Here is an 18,162-nt window from a genome sequence, read left to right on the forward strand (position 1 = left end):
CTCGGCCAGCGGCAGGCAGCGGCGCAGGCAGAGCTCGCGCAGCGCGTTTCTGCGAGGGTCGTGCCCGGCCATCGCGGCCAGCTCTGTCAGCAGCGGCTCGATGCCGTCGTAGCTGTCGTGCCCGCGGTTGACGCGGCGGGCGGTGGTGGTGCCCTGGCGGGTCGGGAGCGTCATGGCGAACTCGCTTTCGGTGCATGGCGCCGACGGAGCGCGGAGGTGCGAGCGATGTGCTCTGCCTACCGCCGGGGGACGCCGTGCACCCGGGCCGCCACGATCATTTTCGTTCTGTGCACCAACGCGCGAGCGTTCTGTTCGCTATCGGTATCCCGGCGCGGCCGGGGGCGAACCGGGACCCGCTTCGGCCGGGTAGCGCGGGTACCCGGACGGAGGTGATCGCGATGCGGCGGCACGGCCCGACGCGCCGGGCGCGGGGTGGTGCGCCATCCGGGCGGTGGTGACCCGAATCCCGTTCTTCAGGTGGCGATCTCGCGATAGCGCGGTCACCGCGCCGGTCCGCACCGGGCTGCCGCACGCCCCGAGCGCAGGGCGGCTGGAGCGTGCGCGGCGCGCGGTGCCTACCCGGCCGCTACCCCTCGCTCCCGGCGATCGCCGACGGGTTGCGCGGCGGGGTCGTCCAGCGGGCCAGCACCACCGTGGCATCGTCCTGCAGGGCGCCGCGCTGGTGGGTGAGCACGGCCCGGACGAGCCGGCGCGCGGTCTCCGGCGGCGGGTGCCCGGCCGCCGCCTCCCTGCGCAGGAAGTCGACCAGCCTGGCCTCGCCGAAGAGCGCGCCCGCGCTGTCCCTCGCCTCCACCAGCCCGTCGGTGTAGAGCACCAGCCAGTCCTCCGGCTGCAGGGTCTCCTCGCCGACGGTGAGCTCGCCCGCGCCGAGGCCGAGCGGGAGCCGCTTCCCGGCGGCCAGCGGCTTGACGATCTTGCCGCCGCGCATGATCAGCGGCTCCGGGTGCCCGGCGTTGACGTAGCGCAGCCGCCCGGTCCGCAGATCGAGCTCGGCGAGCACCGCGGTGGCGAACAGCGAGCCGCCGAACTGCCGCCCCAGCGTCTCGTCGATCAGCCTCGCCTGCTCGATCAGACCGTGCCCCGCGTGCCTGGCGGCCCGGTAGGCGGCCAGCGCGGAGGCGGCGATCAGCCCGCTGCGCGGGTCGTGCCCGACCGCGTCGAGCACCAGCAGCTGCGCGGTGGTGTCGCTGAGCGCGTAGTCGAAGGCGTCGCCGTTGAGATCGTTGCGCGGCTCGACCACCCCGGTGACGACGAAGCCGTCCACCCCGGCCGTCAGCGGGGGCAGCAGTGACCAGATGAGCTCGGCTGCCGGGGTCCGGGGCGCGCCGCGGCGCACCCGCTGCAGCGCGTCGCCGTAGGCGCTCAGCGCGGAGATCAGGTGGCCGAGCAGCCGTGCGACCCATCGGCATTCGCTGCGCAGCGCCGGGTCGTAGATGTCGTCACAGTCGTCCACCCGCACCTCGAGCACCCCGAGGCGCTCGCTGCCGTCCAGCAGCGGCACCCACAGCCCCGGCTTCTCGCCGGCCTGCGACGGCAGCGTCCGCACGGTGCGGAAGGCGCGGCCGGGCAGCGTGTTGTCCACGTCGAGCGCGGTCTCCGCGGGTGCCTGGCCGGTGCTGTCCGTCGTGCTCGGGAGCGGCCGCAGGTAGCGCTGCGCGTAGTCGACCAGGTAGATCGTCAGGTGCACGCCGAGCGCGCGCCCCGCCGCCTCGGCGACGGCGGGCAGCCGGTCCGGCGCGGCCAGATGGCTGCCGTCGATCAGCTCGACCAGCGCCGCCAGCGGGGCGCTGCGGGATTCGGCATCGCGCAGGGTGCGGCTGTAGCCCGCGCGGCTGGACCAGGCTCGCTGGTCGAGCCGTTCGTTGACCACGTGCGCGAGGATGTCGCGGTCGAGCGCGGGCAGCTCGCCGAGCCCGTGCAGGTAGGCGTCCACCTCGAGGAAGCCGGTGTCACCGCCCATCGTGAAGTAGCCCATCCAGAGCTCCTCCGGCGCGAGCGCGGCGCCCTCGATGGCCTTGACCAGGCTGCGCTGCTGTGCCCTGGCGCGTTCGGCGTCGGAGCGGTCGTTCATCCGCCTGCTCACCGTCGCCGGTGCGCCGTCGAGGCCACCAGCCGCTCGGCCACCTGCAGCACGGTGCTGCGCTGCCTGCGCGCCGCGGCGGCCAGGATCAGGAACGCGGCCCGCTCGTCGACGCCGTCGCGCGCCATCACGATGCTCTTGGCCAGCGCCACCGCCTCCCGGCCGCGCAGGCTCGCGGCGATCCTGGCGCTGACCTGCTCCGCGTCGGCGGCCGCGATCCGGTGCGCGAGCAGCAGCGCCGCCTGCGCGGCGAACATGGCGAGGATATTTTTCTCGCGGCTGCCGTAGGCGAAGGGCTCGGTGGCGTACACCTTCATCGCGCCGAGGGCACTGCCACCGGTGACCAGCGGTGCGCTGAGCGTGGAGCGGAGCCCGAGCTCGACGGCGCTGCGCCCCCAGACCGGCCAGCGTTCGTCGGTGTCCAGGTCGTCGATCCGGACCACCACGCGATCCGCCCAGGCGGTGAGGCAGGGGCCGGCGCCGAGCTCGTACTGCAGCGCGTCGGCGCGCCGCACCACCTCGTCGGTGGCCGCCGCGCTCGTCCGCTCGCCCGCGGCGGCGACCAGCGTCAGCCCGGCCCCCGCGGTGTGCGGGACCATCTCCCGCGCCAGCGCGGTGATCATCGCCAGCGCGGTCTCGACCGTCTCCGCGGTGAGGAACAGCCCCGACATCCGGGCGAACGCCGCCGCGATCTGCTCGGCCGCGAGATCGGTCGCCACTGTGCCCTCGTCCCGCGGATCGTCCGGTGCCATCGTTGCTGTTCCTCCCGTTAGCAGATCGCGGCGTTCCTACCCCGCCGGACCCCGTTCATTCCCGGCAGAGGATGTACCACGGCTTCGCGCCCGGTGCGCGCGGAGTCAGCCGCGCAGGGTGCGTGTCGGCGGCTGCCCGAACCGCTTCCGGTAGGCGGCGGCGAAGCGGCCGGGATTGCTGAAACCCCAGCGGAGCGCGACGGCGGCGACCGTCTGCCGCTCCCTGCCCGTGGCGGATTCGAGCAGCTCGGCGTGGGCCCGGTCGAGCCGGATGCCGCGCAGGTACCCCAGCGGCGTGGTGTCGTGGTGGGTGCGGAAGGCGTACTGCAGCGCGCGCGGGGTGACCCCGGCGGCGGCCGCGATATCGGCGACGCCGACCACCTCGGCGGCATGCGCGTGCAGGTAGTCGATGCCGCGGCGCAACGCGGAATCCGGTGCGGCGCCCGGCTCGAGCGCGCTGTGCACCATCGTGGTGTTCGGGAAGACGACCAGCGCCGTTGCGGCCAGCGTCGCGGCGAACTCGGCGGCGACCAGCGGGTTGCTCAGCACCGAGTCGGCGGCGGCGAGGTCGGTCCGCGCCGCGCCGAAGAGCCCGGTCCACCAGCGGCCCGCCGCGTCCGAGAGCGGCTGGAAGCCGAGGAACCGGAAATCGGTGGCGGGGCAGCCGCGCTCCTCGGCGGCGGTGAGCACGGTGGCCAGCGGGAGCCGCAACCCGGTCAGGTCGATCCGGTCGGCGTCGAAGCGCAGCGGCGTGCCGAGCGGGAGGAGCGCGGGTATGCCGTCCGCGCGCTGCCTGATCTCGGTGCCGTCGCCGGTGATGGTCATCCGCCCGGCGCCGAGCCGGGTGACGAACAGGTAGTCCAGCGGCTCGGTGTCGACCCGGTAGCCGATGGTGGAGCGGATCCGGTCGGTGGCGAGCAGCGGGTTGCTGACCGCGGACACCTCGAGCGCCGCGTCCGCGCCGACCTCGTCGAACCGGGTCCGGTTGCGCCCGTAGAGCTGCTCGAAGACGGCGGTCGCCGCGTCGGCGTCGTGCGGGCGGAACTCCGCGCGCTCGATCGGCAGCGGCGCCGGGAGATCCACGACCGTTCTCCTGCCCTGTACGGATTGCGAGCACGCGATGCCGACCACGGTACTCGGCCCGGGCGCGGCGGATGCCGATCCGGCGAGACGATTCGCGAAGCGGACGAATCGGATTCCGGCTGCCGTGCCGGCGGGGGTCTATCGCGCGCGGCTCCGGGCCGGGCGGGTGTCGACCGGGTGCCGGAGTACGGCGGCGCGCTGGTCGGGGAGCGCCGGGGCGGGCGCCGGTTCGTCGGTCGAGCGGATCCGCGCCACGGCGCTGGCGCTCAATCTGCTACCGCACATGTTCTCTCCTCGCGGGGTCGGGGTGCGGCGCGAATGCCCCGCATCGAGGCTGGTACACCCCGTTCTTTTCCAGTTTGCGGGGGTGGGCCCGAGGTAGCCGCGCCTCCGAGACAACCTGGTCTTCGAGAGGGAGGTCCCCCGTGTTCCGTCATACGGATTATTTGCAGTTCGATGCCAAGCCGGAGAAGCCGGATCCGGTGTACGCGCGCAAGCTTCAGGAGTTGATCGGAGGTGCCTACGGTGAGATGACGGTGACGATGCAGTACCTGTTCCAGGGCTGGAATTGTCGGATGCCGGGCAAGTACAAGGATCTGATCATGGATATCGCGACCGAGGAGATCGGTCACGTGGAGATGCTCGCGGTCATGGTCGCGCGGTTGCTCGAGGGTGCGCCCGCGACGCATTCGACCGAGGCGGCGGCCGGGGATCCGGTGGTGGCGGCGGTGCTGGCGGGGATGGATCCGCAGCAGGCGATCGTCTCCGGTGGTGGTCCTACGCTTGCTGATTCCAATGGTGTTCCGTGGAACGGCCGTTTCATCGTGGCGAGTGGGAATCTGCTGGCTGATTTCCGGGCGAATGTGGCGGCGGAGTCGCACGGCCGGTTGCAGACCGCGCGGCTCTACAACATGACCGATGATCCGGGTGTGAAGGACATGCTGCGGTTCAATCTCGCCCGCGACACCTACCACCAGAACATGTGGCTGGCGGCGATCGAGGAGTTGAAGGCCGACGGGGTGGAGGAGGTCGTGGTGCCGAGCGCCCTGCAGGACGAGGAGTACACCGAGCACGCCGAGACGCTCTGGCATCTGTCCGACGGCACCGCTTCGGATCAGGGTCGGTGGGCGTCCGGGACCGCACCCGACGGTAAGCACACCAATCGGTTCCTGGCCGATCCGCAGCCGTTGGGGGAGAAGGGGTCGGCGCCCGCGCCGGATCCGTTGCTGTATGCCACGTACGACGGGTCGATGGGCAAGCCCCGCTCGACGGCGCTGGGTACCGAGGGCGGTCTGGTCGGCAAGATCAAGGACACCTTGGACCCGACCAAGCCCTAGGCACTGATCCCGTTGGTGAGGATCGAGGCCAGCTCGCGGTAGGCGGCGGCGTCGTCCAGGCCGGTCCCCGCGCGGACGCCGCCCTGCTGGATGCGCACCATCATGGTGGCGGCCAGCTCGGCGGCGAACGCGGCGTGCACGCCGCGGAAGTCGCCGGTCGCGACGCCGTCGTCGATGAGCTGCTGCACCCGGCGGGCGGCGATCCCGGTATTGCGTTCGTACACCGCGCGGGCCGGGGCGAAGGCGTCCAGGTCGGCCATGAAGCGCTCCGAGGCCACCGCCAGCGCCGTGCCGACCGCGGTCAGGTAGGCGGCGATCCGCTCGCGCGGCCCGATCGCCCCGGCCACGCTCGCCTCGACGGCGTCGGTGGCGCGCTTGAAGAAGTGCACCGTCGCCGCGGTGACCAGCTGCTCCTTGCTGCCCGCGAGGGTGTAGAGCGTGGATTTCGAGCAGCGCAGCCTGGCCGCGATGGCGTCCAGGGTCAGGTGCGCGAAACCCTCGGCGAGGAAGAGCGCGAGCAGCTCGTCGAAGAGTTCGGTGCGGCGGGCCGTCGCGAAGGCCGATGCGTGCTCCATGCGGCGATAGTACTGTGCGGCTTCTTGTAGTACTGTCTGCGCTGACAGTACTCTCGACTGATATCGAGTACTGGTACCCGTATCGAGTTCGAGGAGAGTCCGTGGCCGTCGACCGACTCCTGCCCACCGACGAGGCGCGCGAGCTGATCGGGCTGACCCGCGATCTCGCGGACAAGGTGCTCGCCCCGATCACCGACGCGCACGAGAAGGCCGAGACCTACCCCGACGGTGTCTTCGCCACGCTCGGCGCGGCCGGGCTGCTGAGCCTGCCGTATCCGGAGGAGTGGGGCGGCGGCGGCCAGCCGTACGAGGTCTACCTGCAGGTGCTCGAGGAGCTGGCCGCGCGCTGGGCCGCGGTGGCGGTCGCGGTGAGTGTGCACAGCCTCGCCTGCCACCCGCTGCTCGCCTTCGGCACCGAGGAGCAGAAGCGGCGCTGGCTGCCGGAGATGCTCGGCGGCAGCACCATCGGCGCCTACAGCCTCTCCGAGCCGCAGGCCGGGTCGGACGCCGCCGCGCTCGCCTGCAAGGCGGTCGCCGAGGACGGCGGCTACCGGATCACCGGGGCCAAGGCGTGGATCACGCACGGCGGCATCGCCGACTTCTACAACCTGTTCGCCCGCACCGGCGACGGCTCCAAGGGCATCTCCTGCTTCCTGGTGCCGGGCGAGCTGGACGGGCTGAGCTTCGGCAAGCCGGAGGAGAAGATGGGGCTGCACGCCGTCCCGACCACTTCCGCGCACTACGACGGCGCCTTCCTCCCGGCCGAGCGGCGGATCGGCGCGGAGGGGCAGGGGCTGCAGATCGCTTTCAGCGCACTGGATTCCGGTCGGCTCGGGATCGCCGCGGTCGCGGTCGGGCTGGCCCAGGCCGCGCTGGACGAGGCCGTCGCCTACGCGCGGGAGCGAACGGCGTTCGGCCGCAGGATCATCGATCACCAGGGGCTCGGCTTCCTGCTCGCCGACATGGCCGCCGCGGTCGACTCCGCGCGCGCCACCTACCTCGACGCCGCCCGCCGCCGCGATGCCGGGCTGGCCTACTCCCGGCACGCCTCGGTGGCAAAGCTGGTCGCCACCGACGCCGCGATGAAGGTCACCACCGACGCGGTGCAGGTACTCGGCGGCTACGGCTACACCCGCGACTTCCGGGTCGAGCGGTACATGCGGGAGGCCAAGATCACCCAGATCTTCGAGGGCACCAACCAGATCCAGCGGCTGGTGATCAGCAGGCACCTCGCGGGCTAGGGTGGCTCGTGCTCTCCGTCGCCTCCTGGAACGTCCTGCACCGCGTGCACGCGGAGAACTGGTACGAGGAGGTCGCGGCGCGCTGGCCGGACGAGGCCGCGCGCAGCGCGGCCGTTGCCGAGCGGGTGGCCGCGCTGGACGCCGAGGTGATCGCGCTGCAGGAGGTCAGCGGTGACCAGTTGGCCGCGCTGCGCGCGATCGCCGGTGATCGGGCCGTGCACACGCTGCGCTATCCCCGGGTACCGCGGCCCAAGCGCGTCCCGACGGTGCTGCGGGACCGCGACGAGTACCTGGTGATCCTGGCCGATCCGGCGAGCGTCCCGGTCCTCGGCGCGGCGTTCGCCGACGACCCGGGCAAGGGCGCGCTGGTGGTCCGGGTCGGGGAGTGCACCGTGATCGCCACCCATGTGACCGGTGACGGGCGCGGTCCCGGCCAGCTGCGGGCCCTCGCCGACCTCGCGGCGGCAGGCCCCGCGGTGCTGCTCGGCGACTTCAACGCCGACCGCGCGACGGTCGCCGCCGCGCTCGGCCCCGAGTTCGCCGTCGCCGGGCTGCCGCCGGAGCTGCCGACCCGCCCGCGCACCGGCGGCGCGGGGAAATCGCAGTTCATCGACCACATCGTCACGCGAGGAGCGGTCGCGGCCGGGGTGCGGGTGCTCGACGCCGACGGGCTCTCCGATCACAACCCCGTGTGCGGTGTGGTCAGCGCAGGGTAGCCGCGTAGCCGAGGATGGCCCGCTGGGCGGTCTGCCAGGCGGGCGAGGTGGTGTCGATGAAGTCGGCGTGCCCGGAGCCGCGCAGGATGTGCAGCTCGGTGCGGCGGCCCGCGCGCTGCGCCGCGGCGATGTAGCGGCGGCTCTGCTCCGGGGAGACCACCCGGTCGGCGTCGCCGTGCACCGCGGTGAGCGCGACCCCGACAGCCAGGTGCTCGATGGGGGAGGCCAGATGGTAGCGCTCCGGCACCTCGTCCGGTGCGCCGCCGAGCAGCCCGCGCACGAAGCGGTCGCGGCCGTTGCGCACGGCGAAATCGAGGTCGAGCACGGCGGCCATCAGCGTCGCGCTGCGCACCTTCAGCTCGGGGTCGAGCGGCTGCGCGGCCACCCAGGCCGCAAGGTGCCCGCCCGCCGAGTGCCCGGCCAGGTGCACCCGGTGCAGGTCGAGCGCGCCGCCGACCCGCTCGCGGACCGGGCCGGCCAGCGCGTTCACGGCGTCGCGCACGTCGTGCAGCGTGGTCGGCCAGCCGCCCGCGCCGCTCACCCGCCGGTACTCCACGTTCCACACCGCGACGCCGTGCGCGGCCAGCGCCACCGCCTGCGGCGCCGACTCGCCGAGGTTGCGGTACTGCGACCAGCCGCCGCCGTGCACCAGCACCACAACCGGGTACGGCCCGCGCCCCACGGTCGGCAGGTACAGCTGCCCGAAGGTGTCGGTGGCCGGGCCGTAGTCGATGCGCACCGGCGCGCCACCGGCGGGCAGCTCGGCCCCGACCTCCGCGGGCGCCTCCGGCTCGCTCGGGCCGTACCCGATCACCAGCGCGGCCCCGGTGAGCAGCCCCGAGACCAGCACCCGGCGCCTGCGCACGCTCACCACCAGTTCAGGACGGGCTGCAGCTCCCGGCCGAGCGGGCCGGCCAGCGAGCGGGAGTAGCTCGCGGTGAGGTGGTGCTCGTCGTGGTAGACGAGCACATTGCCCTCCACCACCGCGCACATCTCCGGCTCGCAGACGGCGTCGGTGAGGTCGATGGGGAAGACCGCCGGGTAGTGCGAGGCGGGCTCCAGCAGCGGGTTCACCTCGTCCAGGGCGGCGCCGCGCGGGATACCGCAGCTCAGCCGGTTACCGCCGCCGGCGAGGCAGTCCACCGCCTTGTAGCGGACGGCGTCGCGGCGCAGCCACGGGGTGTCCCGGATGGTGATCGTGCGCAGCCCGCGATCCGAGAGCGCCGACCAGACGTCGAGGTACTCGGCCGGGGTCTCGTCGCCGAGGTCGGCGCGCGGGCGGGTGCCGGTGGTGAAGACCCAGTCCGGCGCCTCGGCGCCGAGCCGGTCGATCACCTCGCGCGACCAGTCGCGGCAGTCCGGGATCGGCTCGCCCTTGTAGGTGACGTTGTCGTCGAGCGTGAGCGGGCAGCCCATCTTCAGGTACACCTGGATCCGGAAGGAGTGCTCCGCGGCCAGCACCTGCAGCGCGGGGAGCCAGTGCTCGGCGTGCGAGCTGCCGACCACGGCCAGGGTGCGCCCGGCCTCCGGATCGCCGTAGGTGCAGCTGACCACCTCGCGGGTGTCCCAGTCCGCGATGCAGCCGTCGTGCGTGGGCGGCGGGCCGTCCGCGGGCGCCTCGAGCAGGGTCGGGCGCATCCGCATCTCCGGCACGGCCGCGCCCGCGACCAGTGCCTCCGCCCCCGGGTAGAGCCGGGCGTCCAGCACCTCGACCGCCGAACCCGGGTGCAGCCGTTCGGTGATCGCCAGCCAGCCGCCGCTGGCCACCAGCACCGCGCCCGCCAGCACCAGCACGCCGCCGCGCCCCCGCGCCGGAGCGGCCGGGGCGGCGGCCGCGCGCTCGCGCAGCGGCTCCTCGATCCACCGGTGCGTGATCCAGGCCAGCGCCAGCGAGACCCCGATGATCACCAGCCCGTCGCCGAACCCGGCCCGCGGCTGCCCGCGATCGGCCAGGTAGAAGATGAGGATCGGCCAGTGCCACAGGTACAGCGGGTAGGCGATGTCGCCGAGCCGACGGGCCGTGCGCGAGGCGAGCAGCCGGTTCGGCCACGGGCGCTCCGGCGCGGCGAGCCCGTTGCCCGCGATGATCACCGCGGCGGCCGCGCCCACCGGGAGCAGCGCGGCCGGGCCCGGAAAGCGGTTCGCGCCGTCCAGGATGAACCAGCCGCAGCCGACCACGCCGAGCACCCCGGCCACCGCGAGGACCGAGCGCAGCAGCCGCGGCGGCGCCAGCACCGGGGCGAGCAGGATGAGCGCCGCGCCCGCGCACAGCTCCCAGCCGCGGGCCAGGCTGTCGTAGTAGTTCCAGCCCTGCGCGGTCGCCGCGCCGCGGGTGGCGTGCAGCAGCGAGGCCAGCGTGAGCACCGCGACGATCGCCAGCAGCGCGGCCCGCACCAGCGCGGCCCCGCCCCTGCGCCGCGCCACCCAGGCCACCGCCGCCACCACGAGCAGCGCGGCCAGGTAGAACTGGCCCTGCACCGCCATCGACCACAGGTGCTGCAGCGGGCTCACCGACGGGTCGGCGGCCAGGTAGTCCGACCAGGACCAGGCCAGCTGCCAGTTCTGGTAGTACAGGAGCGAGGCCAGCGTCTGCGCCGCCAGCGTCGACCACTGTGTGTACGGGCGCATCGCCACGGTCGCGACCACCACCGCCGCCAGCACCACCACCAGCGCGGGCAGGAGCCGCCAGGCCGTGCGGCGCAGGATCGCGCCCGCGCCGAGCGGCTCCGGGCGCTCGGCGCGCCGCAGCAGCAGCCCGGTGAAGAAGAACCCGGAGAGTACGAGGAACACGTCGACGCCGCCGGAGACCCGGCCGAACCACACGTGGAACACCACGACCAGCGCGATGGCGAGGCCGCGCAGCCCGTCCAGATCCTCCCGGTACCCGGCCTTGCGCGCCGCGGGCGCCGGCGCACCGGCGATCGCCGGTGGCTCCTGGCGTGTGCCCACGGCACCTCCCTGGTCGGGTTCGGGTTCGGCACACGCCGAGTTGTCTCTCCCGATTATCCCGGTAGGAACGGATGCCCTTGCACCTCCCCCGGGAGGAGGCTCCAGGCTGGAGCACATGGACGACCCCCCACTGCTCCCGATCGGTGAGCTGGCCCGCCGGACCGGTCTGACCGTCAAGGCGATTCGATTCTATGCCGACCGCGGCATCGTCCCGGCGAGCGCCCACAGCCCTGCCGGGCACCGGCTCTACGATCCCGACGCGGCCGCCCGCCTGCGCCTGGTGCGCTCCCTGCGCTCCCTCGACATCGACCTGGTGACGGTGCGCGCCGTGCTGGCCAGGGAGATGTCGGTGGCCGAGGTCGCCGCCGTCCACGCCGCCGCGCTCGACACCCAGATCCGGACGCTGCGGCTCAACCGCGCGGTGCTGCGGGCGGTGGCCGCGCACGGATCGAATGCCGAGGAGATGGAGATCATGCACGAACTCGCCCGTGGCTCGCAGGCCGAACGCCGCCGCCACCTCGACGACTTCATCGGCAGCGCGTTCGGCGGCGTCGACGCCAACCCGGCGCTGGTCGAGCTGCTGCGTGCCACCATGCCCGAGCTGCCCGACGACCCCGCGCCGGAGCAGCTGCGCGCCTGGGCCGAGCTGGTGGAGCTGGTGCGCGGGGCCGATTTCCGGGCCGCGGTGCGCCGGATGGCGGAGTACCAGGCGGCCGAGCGCGCGGCCGGGGACGACACCGGGTTGCACGGCGAACTCAGTGCCGCGGTGACCGAGAAGGTCGGTGCGGCACTGGCCGCCGGAGTGGCGCCGGACTCCGCGGAGGCCGCCGCGATCGTCGGCGAACTGGCAACCCGCTATGCGGGCACCTTCAGCCGGGCCGACGACGCGGCCCTGCGCGGCTGGATGCTGGAGCGGCTGGCGGTCGCGAACGACCCGCGCACAATCCGCTACTGGCAGCTGGTGGAGATCGTGAACGGCCTGCCGCCCATGCCCGACCTCGCACCGGTCTTCGCCTGGTTCGCCGCGGCACTGCGATCGTCCGTGGCAGGCTGATGCGGTGCGCATCGTGGCCGGGATCGTCGCCGCCCTCTCCGGGGCGTTCTGGCTGCTGTGCGGGTACCGGGTGCTGGAGTCGCGCTTCGCGACCGGCCCGGCGGTGGACCCGCACGGCTACGCCCTGATCTTCGGCACGGTGCTCTCGCTGCCCGCCGGGCTGATCTGCGCGCTCGCGCTGCCTGCCCGGGCACGGCGGATCGCGCTGCCGGTCTACGCCGTGGTGTCGGTGCTGCTGCTCGCGGCGTGGTTCACCGCGTGAGCGGATGCAGTACCGGCCCGGAGGCAGCTGCCTCCGGGCCGGTGCGCGGGGATGGAAGTCAGCGCTGGCGCCAGCTCAGCGGGCCGGGCAGATCGACGCTGTTCTTCTTGGTGCGGGAGTTCCACGACCAGCGGCCGATCTTGATCCCCCACGAGGACATCCCGTTCTGGGTGAAATTGAACTTCAGCGGCCCGAAGGACTTCCGCTGACGGTACTTGATGGGCATGGCTACCTCCCTGGTTCGGACTGGGGATAGCCAATAGTCGCTGAGCCAAACGGGTTTCGCCCACCGAAAATTCTTCTGCCCGGCGGCGATGACTTCGGCGCGGGCGCTCCGTCCTATCTGCTGAACGCGCTACCGACCGGCGCGACCGACCCGAAGGACCCGAGATGACCGCCGCCACCTTCTCCGCCGCCACCGCCACCCGCCCCGGCACCGTCCGCAACCGCGTCCTGTGGACCCTGCAGATCCTGCTCGGGCTCTTCTTCGTCATCGCCTCCGGCGCCCCCAAGCTGATCATGCCGGGCGCGCTGAGCGAGAACGCCTCCGCGAACCTCTCGATCCCGTTCGCGCTGATCATCTTCATCGGCGTCGCCGAGGTCGCCGGCGGCATCGGCCTCATGGTGCCCAAGGTCAGCGCGCTCGCCGCCGCCGGGCTCTCGGTGCTCACGGTGCTCGCCGCGGGCACCCAGGCCTTCATCGCCGACAAGCCGGGCATGGCGATCTTCCCACTGGTCCTGGCCGCGATCTTCGCCTGGATCGCCTACGAGCGCCGCGGCACCGTCACCGAGCTGCGGAACTCGCTCTCCCGCTGAACCGTCCACGCGCAAGGCCGGCGATCACCCGATCGCCGGCCTTCCGCCGTGGCCGGGGCTCAGGCGGCGGTGAACCGATCGCCCGAGATGGCGACCGACGCCTCCCCGTCGACGCCGACCGGGATGTCGCCCTCCAGCGTGGTGCGGTACAGCACCCGGGTGACATCGAGGTGGTCGAGGTCGCTGGGTGCCAGGTGCGCGGTCGCCCGGTTGTCCCAGAACGCGATGGTGCCCGGCCGCCACCGGAGCGAGACGGTGAAGGCCGGCTCGGCGATCTGGTCGAACAGCAGCTTCAGCACGGCGTCGGACTGGGCCGGGCTCAGCCCGATGATCCGCGTGGTGAAGCCGGGGTTCACGAAGAGCGCGCGCTCCCCGGTCGCCGGGTGCACCCGGACCACCGGGTGCACGGTGACCAGCGGCGCCGCCGCCACCTTGCGCGCGTAGTCGCTGTCGTCGGACCACGCGGGCTCGCTGCCGCCGAAGCGGTGCTCGGCGCGCAGCCCGTCGGCGAAGGTGCGCAGCGCGTCGGGCAGGTGCTCGTAGGCGGCGACCAGGTTGGTCCAGCGGGTGTCGCCGCCGCGCTCCGGAGCGATCTCGGCGCGCAGGATCGAGGCCGCAGGCGGGTTGATCAGCGCCGAGACATCGGTGTGCCAGTGGTTGGTGTAGCTGAACTTGCGCACCCCGAACCGCTTCTCGTAGAGCCTGCTGTCGACGGCGAGGATCTCCGGGTGTTCGGTGGGCGCGTCGGTGTCGTAGGGGTGCGACGGCGTCACCGCGCCGAAGCGGCGGGAGAAGGCGATCTGCTCGGCGTGGCCGATGTGCTGGTCGCGGAAGAACAGCACCTTGTAGGTGTGCAGCGCCTCGGTGATGGCGCGCACCTGCTCGTCGGTCAGCGGTTCGCGCAGGTCGACGCCGGAGATGTCGGCGCCGATGTGCCCGGCGACGGGCTCGGCGCGGACGGCGGTGCTGGTCGGGTTCTCGTGTACTGCGGTCATGGGAGGCTCACTCGGGGAGAAGGGATTCGGGTCGCGGGGCGGCCGGGGCGACAGTCGCGCCGCGGCACATCGGTCGGGTCGGTCATCGGATCACCCTTTCCTCGAAGGTCTCGGCCGGCGGGCGCAGCGAATCGGGCGGGAGGGCAGCGGCGCACGAGCTCATGCGCTCGCTCCGGCGAACCGGCTCTCGACCCGGTCGAGGCCGTAGTGCCCGCGCAGCGTGTCGGCGGTGTACTCGGTGCGGAAGAGCCCGCGCCGCTGATGTCGAAGCCGTCGGCGGCGCCGTTTCCGAACCAGCTCTGCAGCTCGTCGGCGACTGCTCGGGCGTCGGGGCGAAAGCACGTGCGCCTCGGACTCCTGGAAGTGCGCGACGTCGAGCACCCGGTGCTCCTCGGTGCGCGGGTGCCGCCAGGCCGCCTCGTGGTGGCCGACGCCCATCGGGAAGGCGTTCAGGTGAAACTGTCTCGCAGACATGGTGGACAGCTCCCGCGGGGTCAGCGGTCGTGCTGGACGCGCCACCGCGAGAAGCGGCGCTCCAGCGTGACCAGCAGGCCGTTGAAGGACAGGCCGAGCAGCGAGATGGCCAGGATGCCCGCGTACATGTTCGGGATCTGGAAGTTCTGCTGCGCGGCGGTGATCAGGTAGCCCAGCCCGGCCCGCGCGCCGACCATCTCGGCGGCCAGCAGCACCAGGATCGAGCTGGCCGCGGCCATCCGCAGCCCGGTGAAGATGGAGGGGATCGCCGCGGGCAGGATCACCTTCTGGAACAGCCGCAGCGGGCTCAGCCCGAGCGAGGCCGCCGACTTGATCAGCAGCGGATCCACCGTGCGCACCCCGGTGATGGTGTTCAGCAGGATCGGGAAGACGCTGGCATACACCACCAGTGCCACCTTGGAGGTCTCGCCGATCCCGAGGATCAGCACGAAGACCGGGAGCAGCGCCAGCGCCGCGGTGTTGCGGAAGAGCTCGAGGATCGGGTTGAGCAGCTCGGCCACCGGCTTGTACCAGGCGATGGCGATGCCGAGCGGCACCGCGATGGCCAGCGCGATGGCGAATCCGCTCAGCGACCGGCCCAGGCTCGCCTCGACGTGGATCCACAGCTCACCGCTGCCCAGCAGGTCGGCGAAGGCCTGCGCGACCGTGCTGAACGGCGGCAGGAACACCTCGTCGACCAGCCCGGTGCGTGGCGCGACCTCCCAGAACGCGAGGAAGGCGACGATGGCGATGAGCGGTTTGGCCACCCGCCACAGCGTGCGGAGCACCGGCGCGGCGATCCGGATGCGGGCGGTGCGCGGCTCGGCCGCCGGTGCGGTGCCGGGCGCCGCCGGGGCGGCCGCGCGGACGAGTTGGGCTGCGCTGGTCATGACTTCGGCCTCTCGGTGTACTGGAGCTCCTGGTCCCGGGCGCGCTCGACCTCGCTGCGCAGCAGCGACCAGATTTCGTGCCGGTAGGCGCGGAAGGTCTCGGTGGAGCGGATGTCCTCGCCGCTGTCCCGGTCGATCTCGACCTCGACGACGGCCTTGATCCGCCCCGGCCGCGAGGTGAGCACCGCGACCCGCTCTCCGAGGTAGACGGCCTCGTCGATGCCGTGCGTGATGAACAGGATCGTCTTGCCGGTGGCGCGCCAGATGCGCAGCAGCTCGTCCTGCAGCGCCTCCCTGGTCTGCGCGTCGAGCGCGGCGAACGGCTCGTCCATCAGCAGCACCTCGGGGTCGAAGGCCAGGCTGCGGGCGATCGCGACGCGCTGTTTCATCCCGCCGGAGAGCTCGTGCGGGTACCGGTCGCCGAACCCGGTCAGCCCGACCAGCTCCAGATAGCGGTCGGCGATCGCGCGCCGCTCCTTCCTGCGGAGCCCCTTGGCCTCCAGCCCGAACTCGATGTTGGCGCGCGCGCTCCGCCAGGGCAGCAGCGCGTACTGCTGGAAGACGATCCCGCGGTCCAGCCCCGGCCCGGTGACCGGGGCGCCGTCGAGCAGGATCTGCCCCGAGGTCGGCTTGCTCAGCCCGCCGAGCAGGTCGAGCAGCGTCGACTTGCCCGACCCGCTCGGCCCGACCAGGACCAGGAACTCGCCCGCCCGGACGTCGAGGGTGATGTCGTCGAGCGCGGTGAACTTCTCCGCCGACCCGCGCACCGAGAACTGCCTGCCGACCCCGCTCAGCGCGAGTTTGGTCGCGGTGCTCACTCGGCGAGCACCTCCCCGGCCGGGCCGCTCGCGGGCCGGTAGGTGCCGTTGGCGTAGGGGTTGAACTCGTTGGTGAACAGGTCGGTGGCCTTCAGCCGGCCGTCCTTCAGCTCGCCGTTGCGGACCAGCCAGTCGATCCAGATCTGCAGCTCCTTCTCCGCGATCACCGCGCCCGGTACCGGGAGGCCAGAGCTCTTCCAGTACTTCAGCAGCTCGGTGTTCTCCTGGCGGCCGCGCTTCTCGATGATCGTGGCGAACCGGGCAACCACCTCGTCGCGCGGGGTCACCTGCAGCCAGCGGGTGGCGCGGGCGGTGCCCTGCACGAAGTCGGCGACGGCGTCCTTGTTCTTGCCGATGAAGTCGTCGCGGAACACGTAGGTGCCGTAGTCGAACTCGCCGAAGATGGCCTTGTCGGTGTAGAGCGGGCGCAGCCCGCCGCGCTCCAGCGCGGTGTCCCGGAAGACCGAGCCGAGGGTGCCGACGTCGACCTGGCCCTTGCGCAGCGCGTCCTCGGTGTTGGCCGGCGGCACGACGACCAGCTGCACCTGCTCGATCTCCGCCTCGGAGAGCCCCTGCTGGTGCAGCCACTCCCTGGTGATGAACTCGTGGTGCGCGCCGAGCGTGTTCACCGCGACCTTCTTGCCGATCAGGTCGCGGGCGCCGGTGATCGGCGAGCCGTCCAGCACGTAGTAGCCGCTGAACGACTTGTCGTCGGCGCCGTAGGAGCTGAGCACCGAGGTGACCTTCGCGCCGCCGGAGATCAGCTTCACCACCGCGCCGTTGAAGGCGCTGCCGAACTCGACCTGGTTGGTCGCCGCCGCCTGGATGTTGGCGGGGCCGCTGGTGGTGTCGCCCTCCCACTGCAGCGAGATCTTCTCGAAGTAGCCGAGCTCCTGGGCCAGCTCGAACGGGGTCACCTGGCCGGTCGAGCCCTGATAGCGCAGCACGGTCTTGCCGTCGGCGGTGGTCGTGGTGCCGGAGTCGCCGCAGGCGGTCAGCACCGAGAGCCCGGCCAGGGCGGCGAGCGCGGCGGCCGCGATTCGTTGTCTTGCGGTGGAGAACATGGCTGTTCCTTCGGGGAGCGGGCCCGTGCGGGCACGCCGGGAGAACGGGGGAATTCCCGGGGCGGGAGAGAAAGGGAGGGCGCTGGAATCAGCGCCGACAGGTCCCGTGCGGGGTGCGCACGAGGTCGAGGGCGCGGCGGCGGATCAGCGTGGTGCGAGACGACACGTCGGCGCCTTTCGGTCGAGTTACGGGGGTTGTCTGGGCCCTATCGTGGGTGCCGGGCAGCGGCTCCGACAACAGTCTTTCCACCATGTGGAAATCACGGTGATCCGAATTATGTTGCGGGACAGCCGCTCTGCCGGACAACCGTTCCGATGCGCGCCGCGACCTGCCGCATGGCCGGGAGGATGTCGCGGACCAGGGTGTCGTCCAGCCGGGCGCAGCGCGCCTGCACCCCGAGCGCGCCCCACACCTTGCGGTCCCGGTCGAACACCGGGACGGCGACCGAGCGGATGGGGTCGTCGTCGTCGAGTTCGGCGAACTCGAACTCCTCCGAGGCGAAGCCCTTCCTGCGCACCACATCGAGGTCGGTGCGCAGCCCGTCGCCCGCGCCGGACCAGGCGAGCAGCGCCTGCCCCGGCGCGCTCTGCCGCAGGTGCCTGCGCTGCCGCGGCACCTGGTGCGCGCAGAAGCGCACCGGCGGGCGGGCCTGGAAGACGGTCAGTGCGGCGTCGTCGTCGAGCACGCTCAGACTGGTCGTGATCTTGATCCCGGCGGCCAGCGCGTAGAGGTGCGGGGCGGCCGAATCCAGCCCCAGCCTGGTCAGCGCGGGCCGGGCGAGCGTGGCGAGCCCGTGGCCGACCCGGTAGCGGTCGGTGAGCGGATCCTGCTCCAGCAGCCGCCCGCGCACCAGCGCCCTGGCCAGCCGGTGCGCGGTGCTCACCGGCACCCCGGCCAGCTCGGCCAGCTCGCTGACGGAGAGCTCGGGGTCGTCTCCTTCGAAGCAGTTCAGCAGGTGGATGGCGCGCTCGACCGCCTGGGAGCCGGTGCGCGTCTGGTCGGTGGGGGCCATGGCACCGTCCTCGGGTCCGGTT

Annotated in this window: 19 protein-coding genes; 6 read left to right on the forward strand and 13 right to left on the reverse strand. The window is 72.6% G+C overall.

Annotated elements, in window-relative coordinates; genetic code table 11:
* Nucleotides 1-586: 586 nt before the first annotated feature.
* From ACFO0B_RS23760 to ACFO0B_RS23770, 3 genes are all read right to left on the reverse strand, one after another.
* A complete protein-coding gene (locus ACFO0B_RS23760; protein ID WP_378614776.1) occupies nt 587-2,092 on the reverse strand; it encodes a PP2C family protein-serine/threonine phosphatase in 1,506 nt (501 codons plus the stop codon).
* 8 nt (nt 2,093-2,100) lie between these two features.
* Complete coding sequence (locus ACFO0B_RS23765; RefSeq protein WP_378614777.1) at nt 2,101-2,853, reverse strand: GAF domain-containing protein; 753 nt, start codon at nt 2,851-2,853, stop codon at nt 2,101-2,103.
* A gap of 105 nt (nt 2,854-2,958) precedes the next feature.
* Nucleotides 2,959-3,936 (reverse strand): helix-turn-helix domain-containing protein, encoded by a 978-nt coding sequence (locus ACFO0B_RS23770; RefSeq protein WP_378614778.1) that lies wholly within the window; start codon nt 3,934-3,936, stop codon nt 2,959-2,961.
* A 425-nt stretch (nt 3,937-4,361) separates the two neighbouring features.
* Here ACFO0B_RS23770 and ACFO0B_RS23775 point away from each other — a divergent pair, with 425 nt between their 5' ends.
* Nucleotides 4,362-5,273, forward strand: a complete 912-nt coding sequence (locus tag ACFO0B_RS23775) for a manganese catalase family protein (protein WP_378614779.1) — start codon at nt 4,362-4,364, stop codon at nt 5,271-5,273.
* On the opposite strand, the gene ACFO0B_RS23780 is transcribed toward ACFO0B_RS23775, so the two are convergent.
* A complete protein-coding gene (locus ACFO0B_RS23780) occupies nt 5,270-5,848 on the reverse strand; it encodes a TetR/AcrR family transcriptional regulator (protein ID WP_378614780.1) in 579 nt (192 codons plus the stop codon). The two genes, ACFO0B_RS23775 and ACFO0B_RS23780, sit on opposite strands and share 4 nt — an antisense overlap.
* Before the next feature lie 101 nt (nt 5,849-5,949).
* Between ACFO0B_RS23780 and ACFO0B_RS23785 the strand changes: the two genes are divergently transcribed.
* Together ACFO0B_RS23785 and ACFO0B_RS23790 are read left to right on the forward strand one after the other, a co-directional pair.
* Entirely contained in the window at nt 5,950-7,089 is a 1,140-nt protein-coding gene (locus tag ACFO0B_RS23785; RefSeq protein ID WP_378614781.1) for an acyl-CoA dehydrogenase family protein, read from the forward strand.
* An 8-nt stretch (nt 7,090-7,097) separates the two neighbouring features.
* Nucleotides 7,098-7,805: an endonuclease/exonuclease/phosphatase family protein gene (locus ACFO0B_RS23790; RefSeq protein WP_378614782.1), complete on the forward strand. Its 708-nt coding sequence runs from the start codon at nt 7,098-7,100 to the stop codon at nt 7,803-7,805.
* Here the strand turns inward: ACFO0B_RS23790 and ACFO0B_RS23795 are convergent.
* Together ACFO0B_RS23795 and ACFO0B_RS23800 are read right to left on the reverse strand one after the other, a co-directional pair.
* Nucleotides 7,792-8,676 (reverse strand): alpha/beta hydrolase family protein, encoded by an 885-nt coding sequence (locus ACFO0B_RS23795; RefSeq protein ID WP_378614783.1) that lies wholly within the window; start codon nt 8,674-8,676, stop codon nt 7,792-7,794. The genes ACFO0B_RS23790 and ACFO0B_RS23795 overlap by 14 nt on opposite strands.
* Nucleotides 8,673-10,754, reverse strand: a complete 2,082-nt coding sequence (locus ACFO0B_RS23800) for an acyltransferase family protein (RefSeq protein ID WP_378614784.1) — start codon at nt 10,752-10,754, stop codon at nt 8,673-8,675. The genes ACFO0B_RS23795 and ACFO0B_RS23800 overlap by 4 nt, the downstream gene beginning before the upstream one ends.
* Before the next feature lie 115 nt (nt 10,755-10,869).
* Here ACFO0B_RS23800 and ACFO0B_RS23805 point away from each other — a divergent pair, with 115 nt between their 5' ends.
* Together ACFO0B_RS23805 and ACFO0B_RS23810 are read left to right on the forward strand one after the other, a co-directional pair.
* Entirely contained in the window at nt 10,870-11,808 is a 939-nt protein-coding gene (locus ACFO0B_RS23805; RefSeq protein ID WP_378614785.1) for a MerR family transcriptional regulator, read from the forward strand.
* A gap of 4 nt (nt 11,809-11,812) precedes the next feature.
* A complete protein-coding gene (locus tag ACFO0B_RS23810) occupies nt 11,813-12,070 on the forward strand; it encodes a hypothetical protein (RefSeq protein WP_378614786.1) in 258 nt (85 codons plus the stop codon).
* Between the two features lie 58 nt (nt 12,071-12,128).
* On the opposite strand, the gene ACFO0B_RS23815 is transcribed toward ACFO0B_RS23810, so the two are convergent.
* Nucleotides 12,129-12,296: a DUF4236 domain-containing protein gene (locus tag ACFO0B_RS23815; RefSeq protein WP_084505282.1), complete on the reverse strand. Its 168-nt coding sequence runs from the start codon at nt 12,294-12,296 to the stop codon at nt 12,129-12,131.
* Nucleotides 12,297-12,460: 164 nt separating this feature from the next.
* On the opposite strand from ACFO0B_RS23815, the gene ACFO0B_RS23820 reads away from it, so the two are divergent.
* Nucleotides 12,461-12,886, forward strand: coding sequence for a DoxX family protein (locus ACFO0B_RS23820; protein ID WP_378614787.1), 426 nt, complete (start codon nt 12,461-12,463; stop codon nt 12,884-12,886).
* Between the two features lie 59 nt (nt 12,887-12,945).
* Here the strand turns inward: ACFO0B_RS23820 and ACFO0B_RS23825 are convergent, their stop codons facing one another.
* The 6 genes from ACFO0B_RS23825 to ACFO0B_RS23850 all read right to left on the reverse strand — a co-directional run bounded on the left by ACFO0B_RS23825 (nt 12,946) and on the right by ACFO0B_RS23850 (nt 18,140).
* The gene (locus ACFO0B_RS23825; RefSeq protein ID WP_378614789.1) at nt 12,946-13,881 is read right to left on the reverse strand and encodes a TauD/TfdA dioxygenase family protein; all 936 of its coding nucleotides are present in this window, start codon (nt 13,879-13,881) and stop codon (nt 12,946-12,948) included.
* A gap of 159 nt (nt 13,882-14,040) precedes the next feature.
* Nucleotides 14,041-14,355: a hypothetical protein gene (locus ACFO0B_RS23830; protein WP_378615320.1), complete on the reverse strand. Its 315-nt coding sequence runs from the start codon at nt 14,353-14,355 to the stop codon at nt 14,041-14,043.
* Between the two features lie 20 nt (nt 14,356-14,375).
* Nucleotides 14,376-15,245, reverse strand: coding sequence for an ABC transporter permease (locus ACFO0B_RS23835; protein WP_378614790.1), 870 nt, complete (start codon nt 15,243-15,245; stop codon nt 14,376-14,378).
* Entirely contained in the window at nt 15,242-16,063 is an 822-nt protein-coding gene (locus ACFO0B_RS23840) for an ABC transporter ATP-binding protein (protein WP_378614791.1), read from the reverse strand. Before ACFO0B_RS23840 ends, ACFO0B_RS23835 begins: the two co-directional genes overlap by 4 nt.
* Entirely contained in the window at nt 16,060-17,127 is a 1,068-nt protein-coding gene (locus tag ACFO0B_RS23845) for an ABC transporter substrate-binding protein (RefSeq protein ID WP_378614792.1), read from the reverse strand. The genes ACFO0B_RS23840 and ACFO0B_RS23845 overlap by 4 nt, the downstream gene beginning before the upstream one ends.
* Nucleotides 17,128-17,402: 275 nt before the next feature.
* Nucleotides 17,403-18,140 carry an IclR family transcriptional regulator gene (locus ACFO0B_RS23850; RefSeq protein ID WP_378614793.1) on the reverse strand — a complete coding sequence of 246 codons (738 nt, stop codon included), beginning with the start codon at nt 18,138-18,140 and terminating at the stop codon, nt 17,403-17,405.
* Between the last annotated feature and the right edge of the window lie 22 nt (nt 18,141-18,162).

It is taken from the genome of Nocardia jiangsuensis, assembly GCF_042650385.1.
Lineage (GTDB): Bacteria > Actinomycetota > Actinomycetes > Mycobacteriales > Mycobacteriaceae > Nocardia > Nocardia jiangsuensis.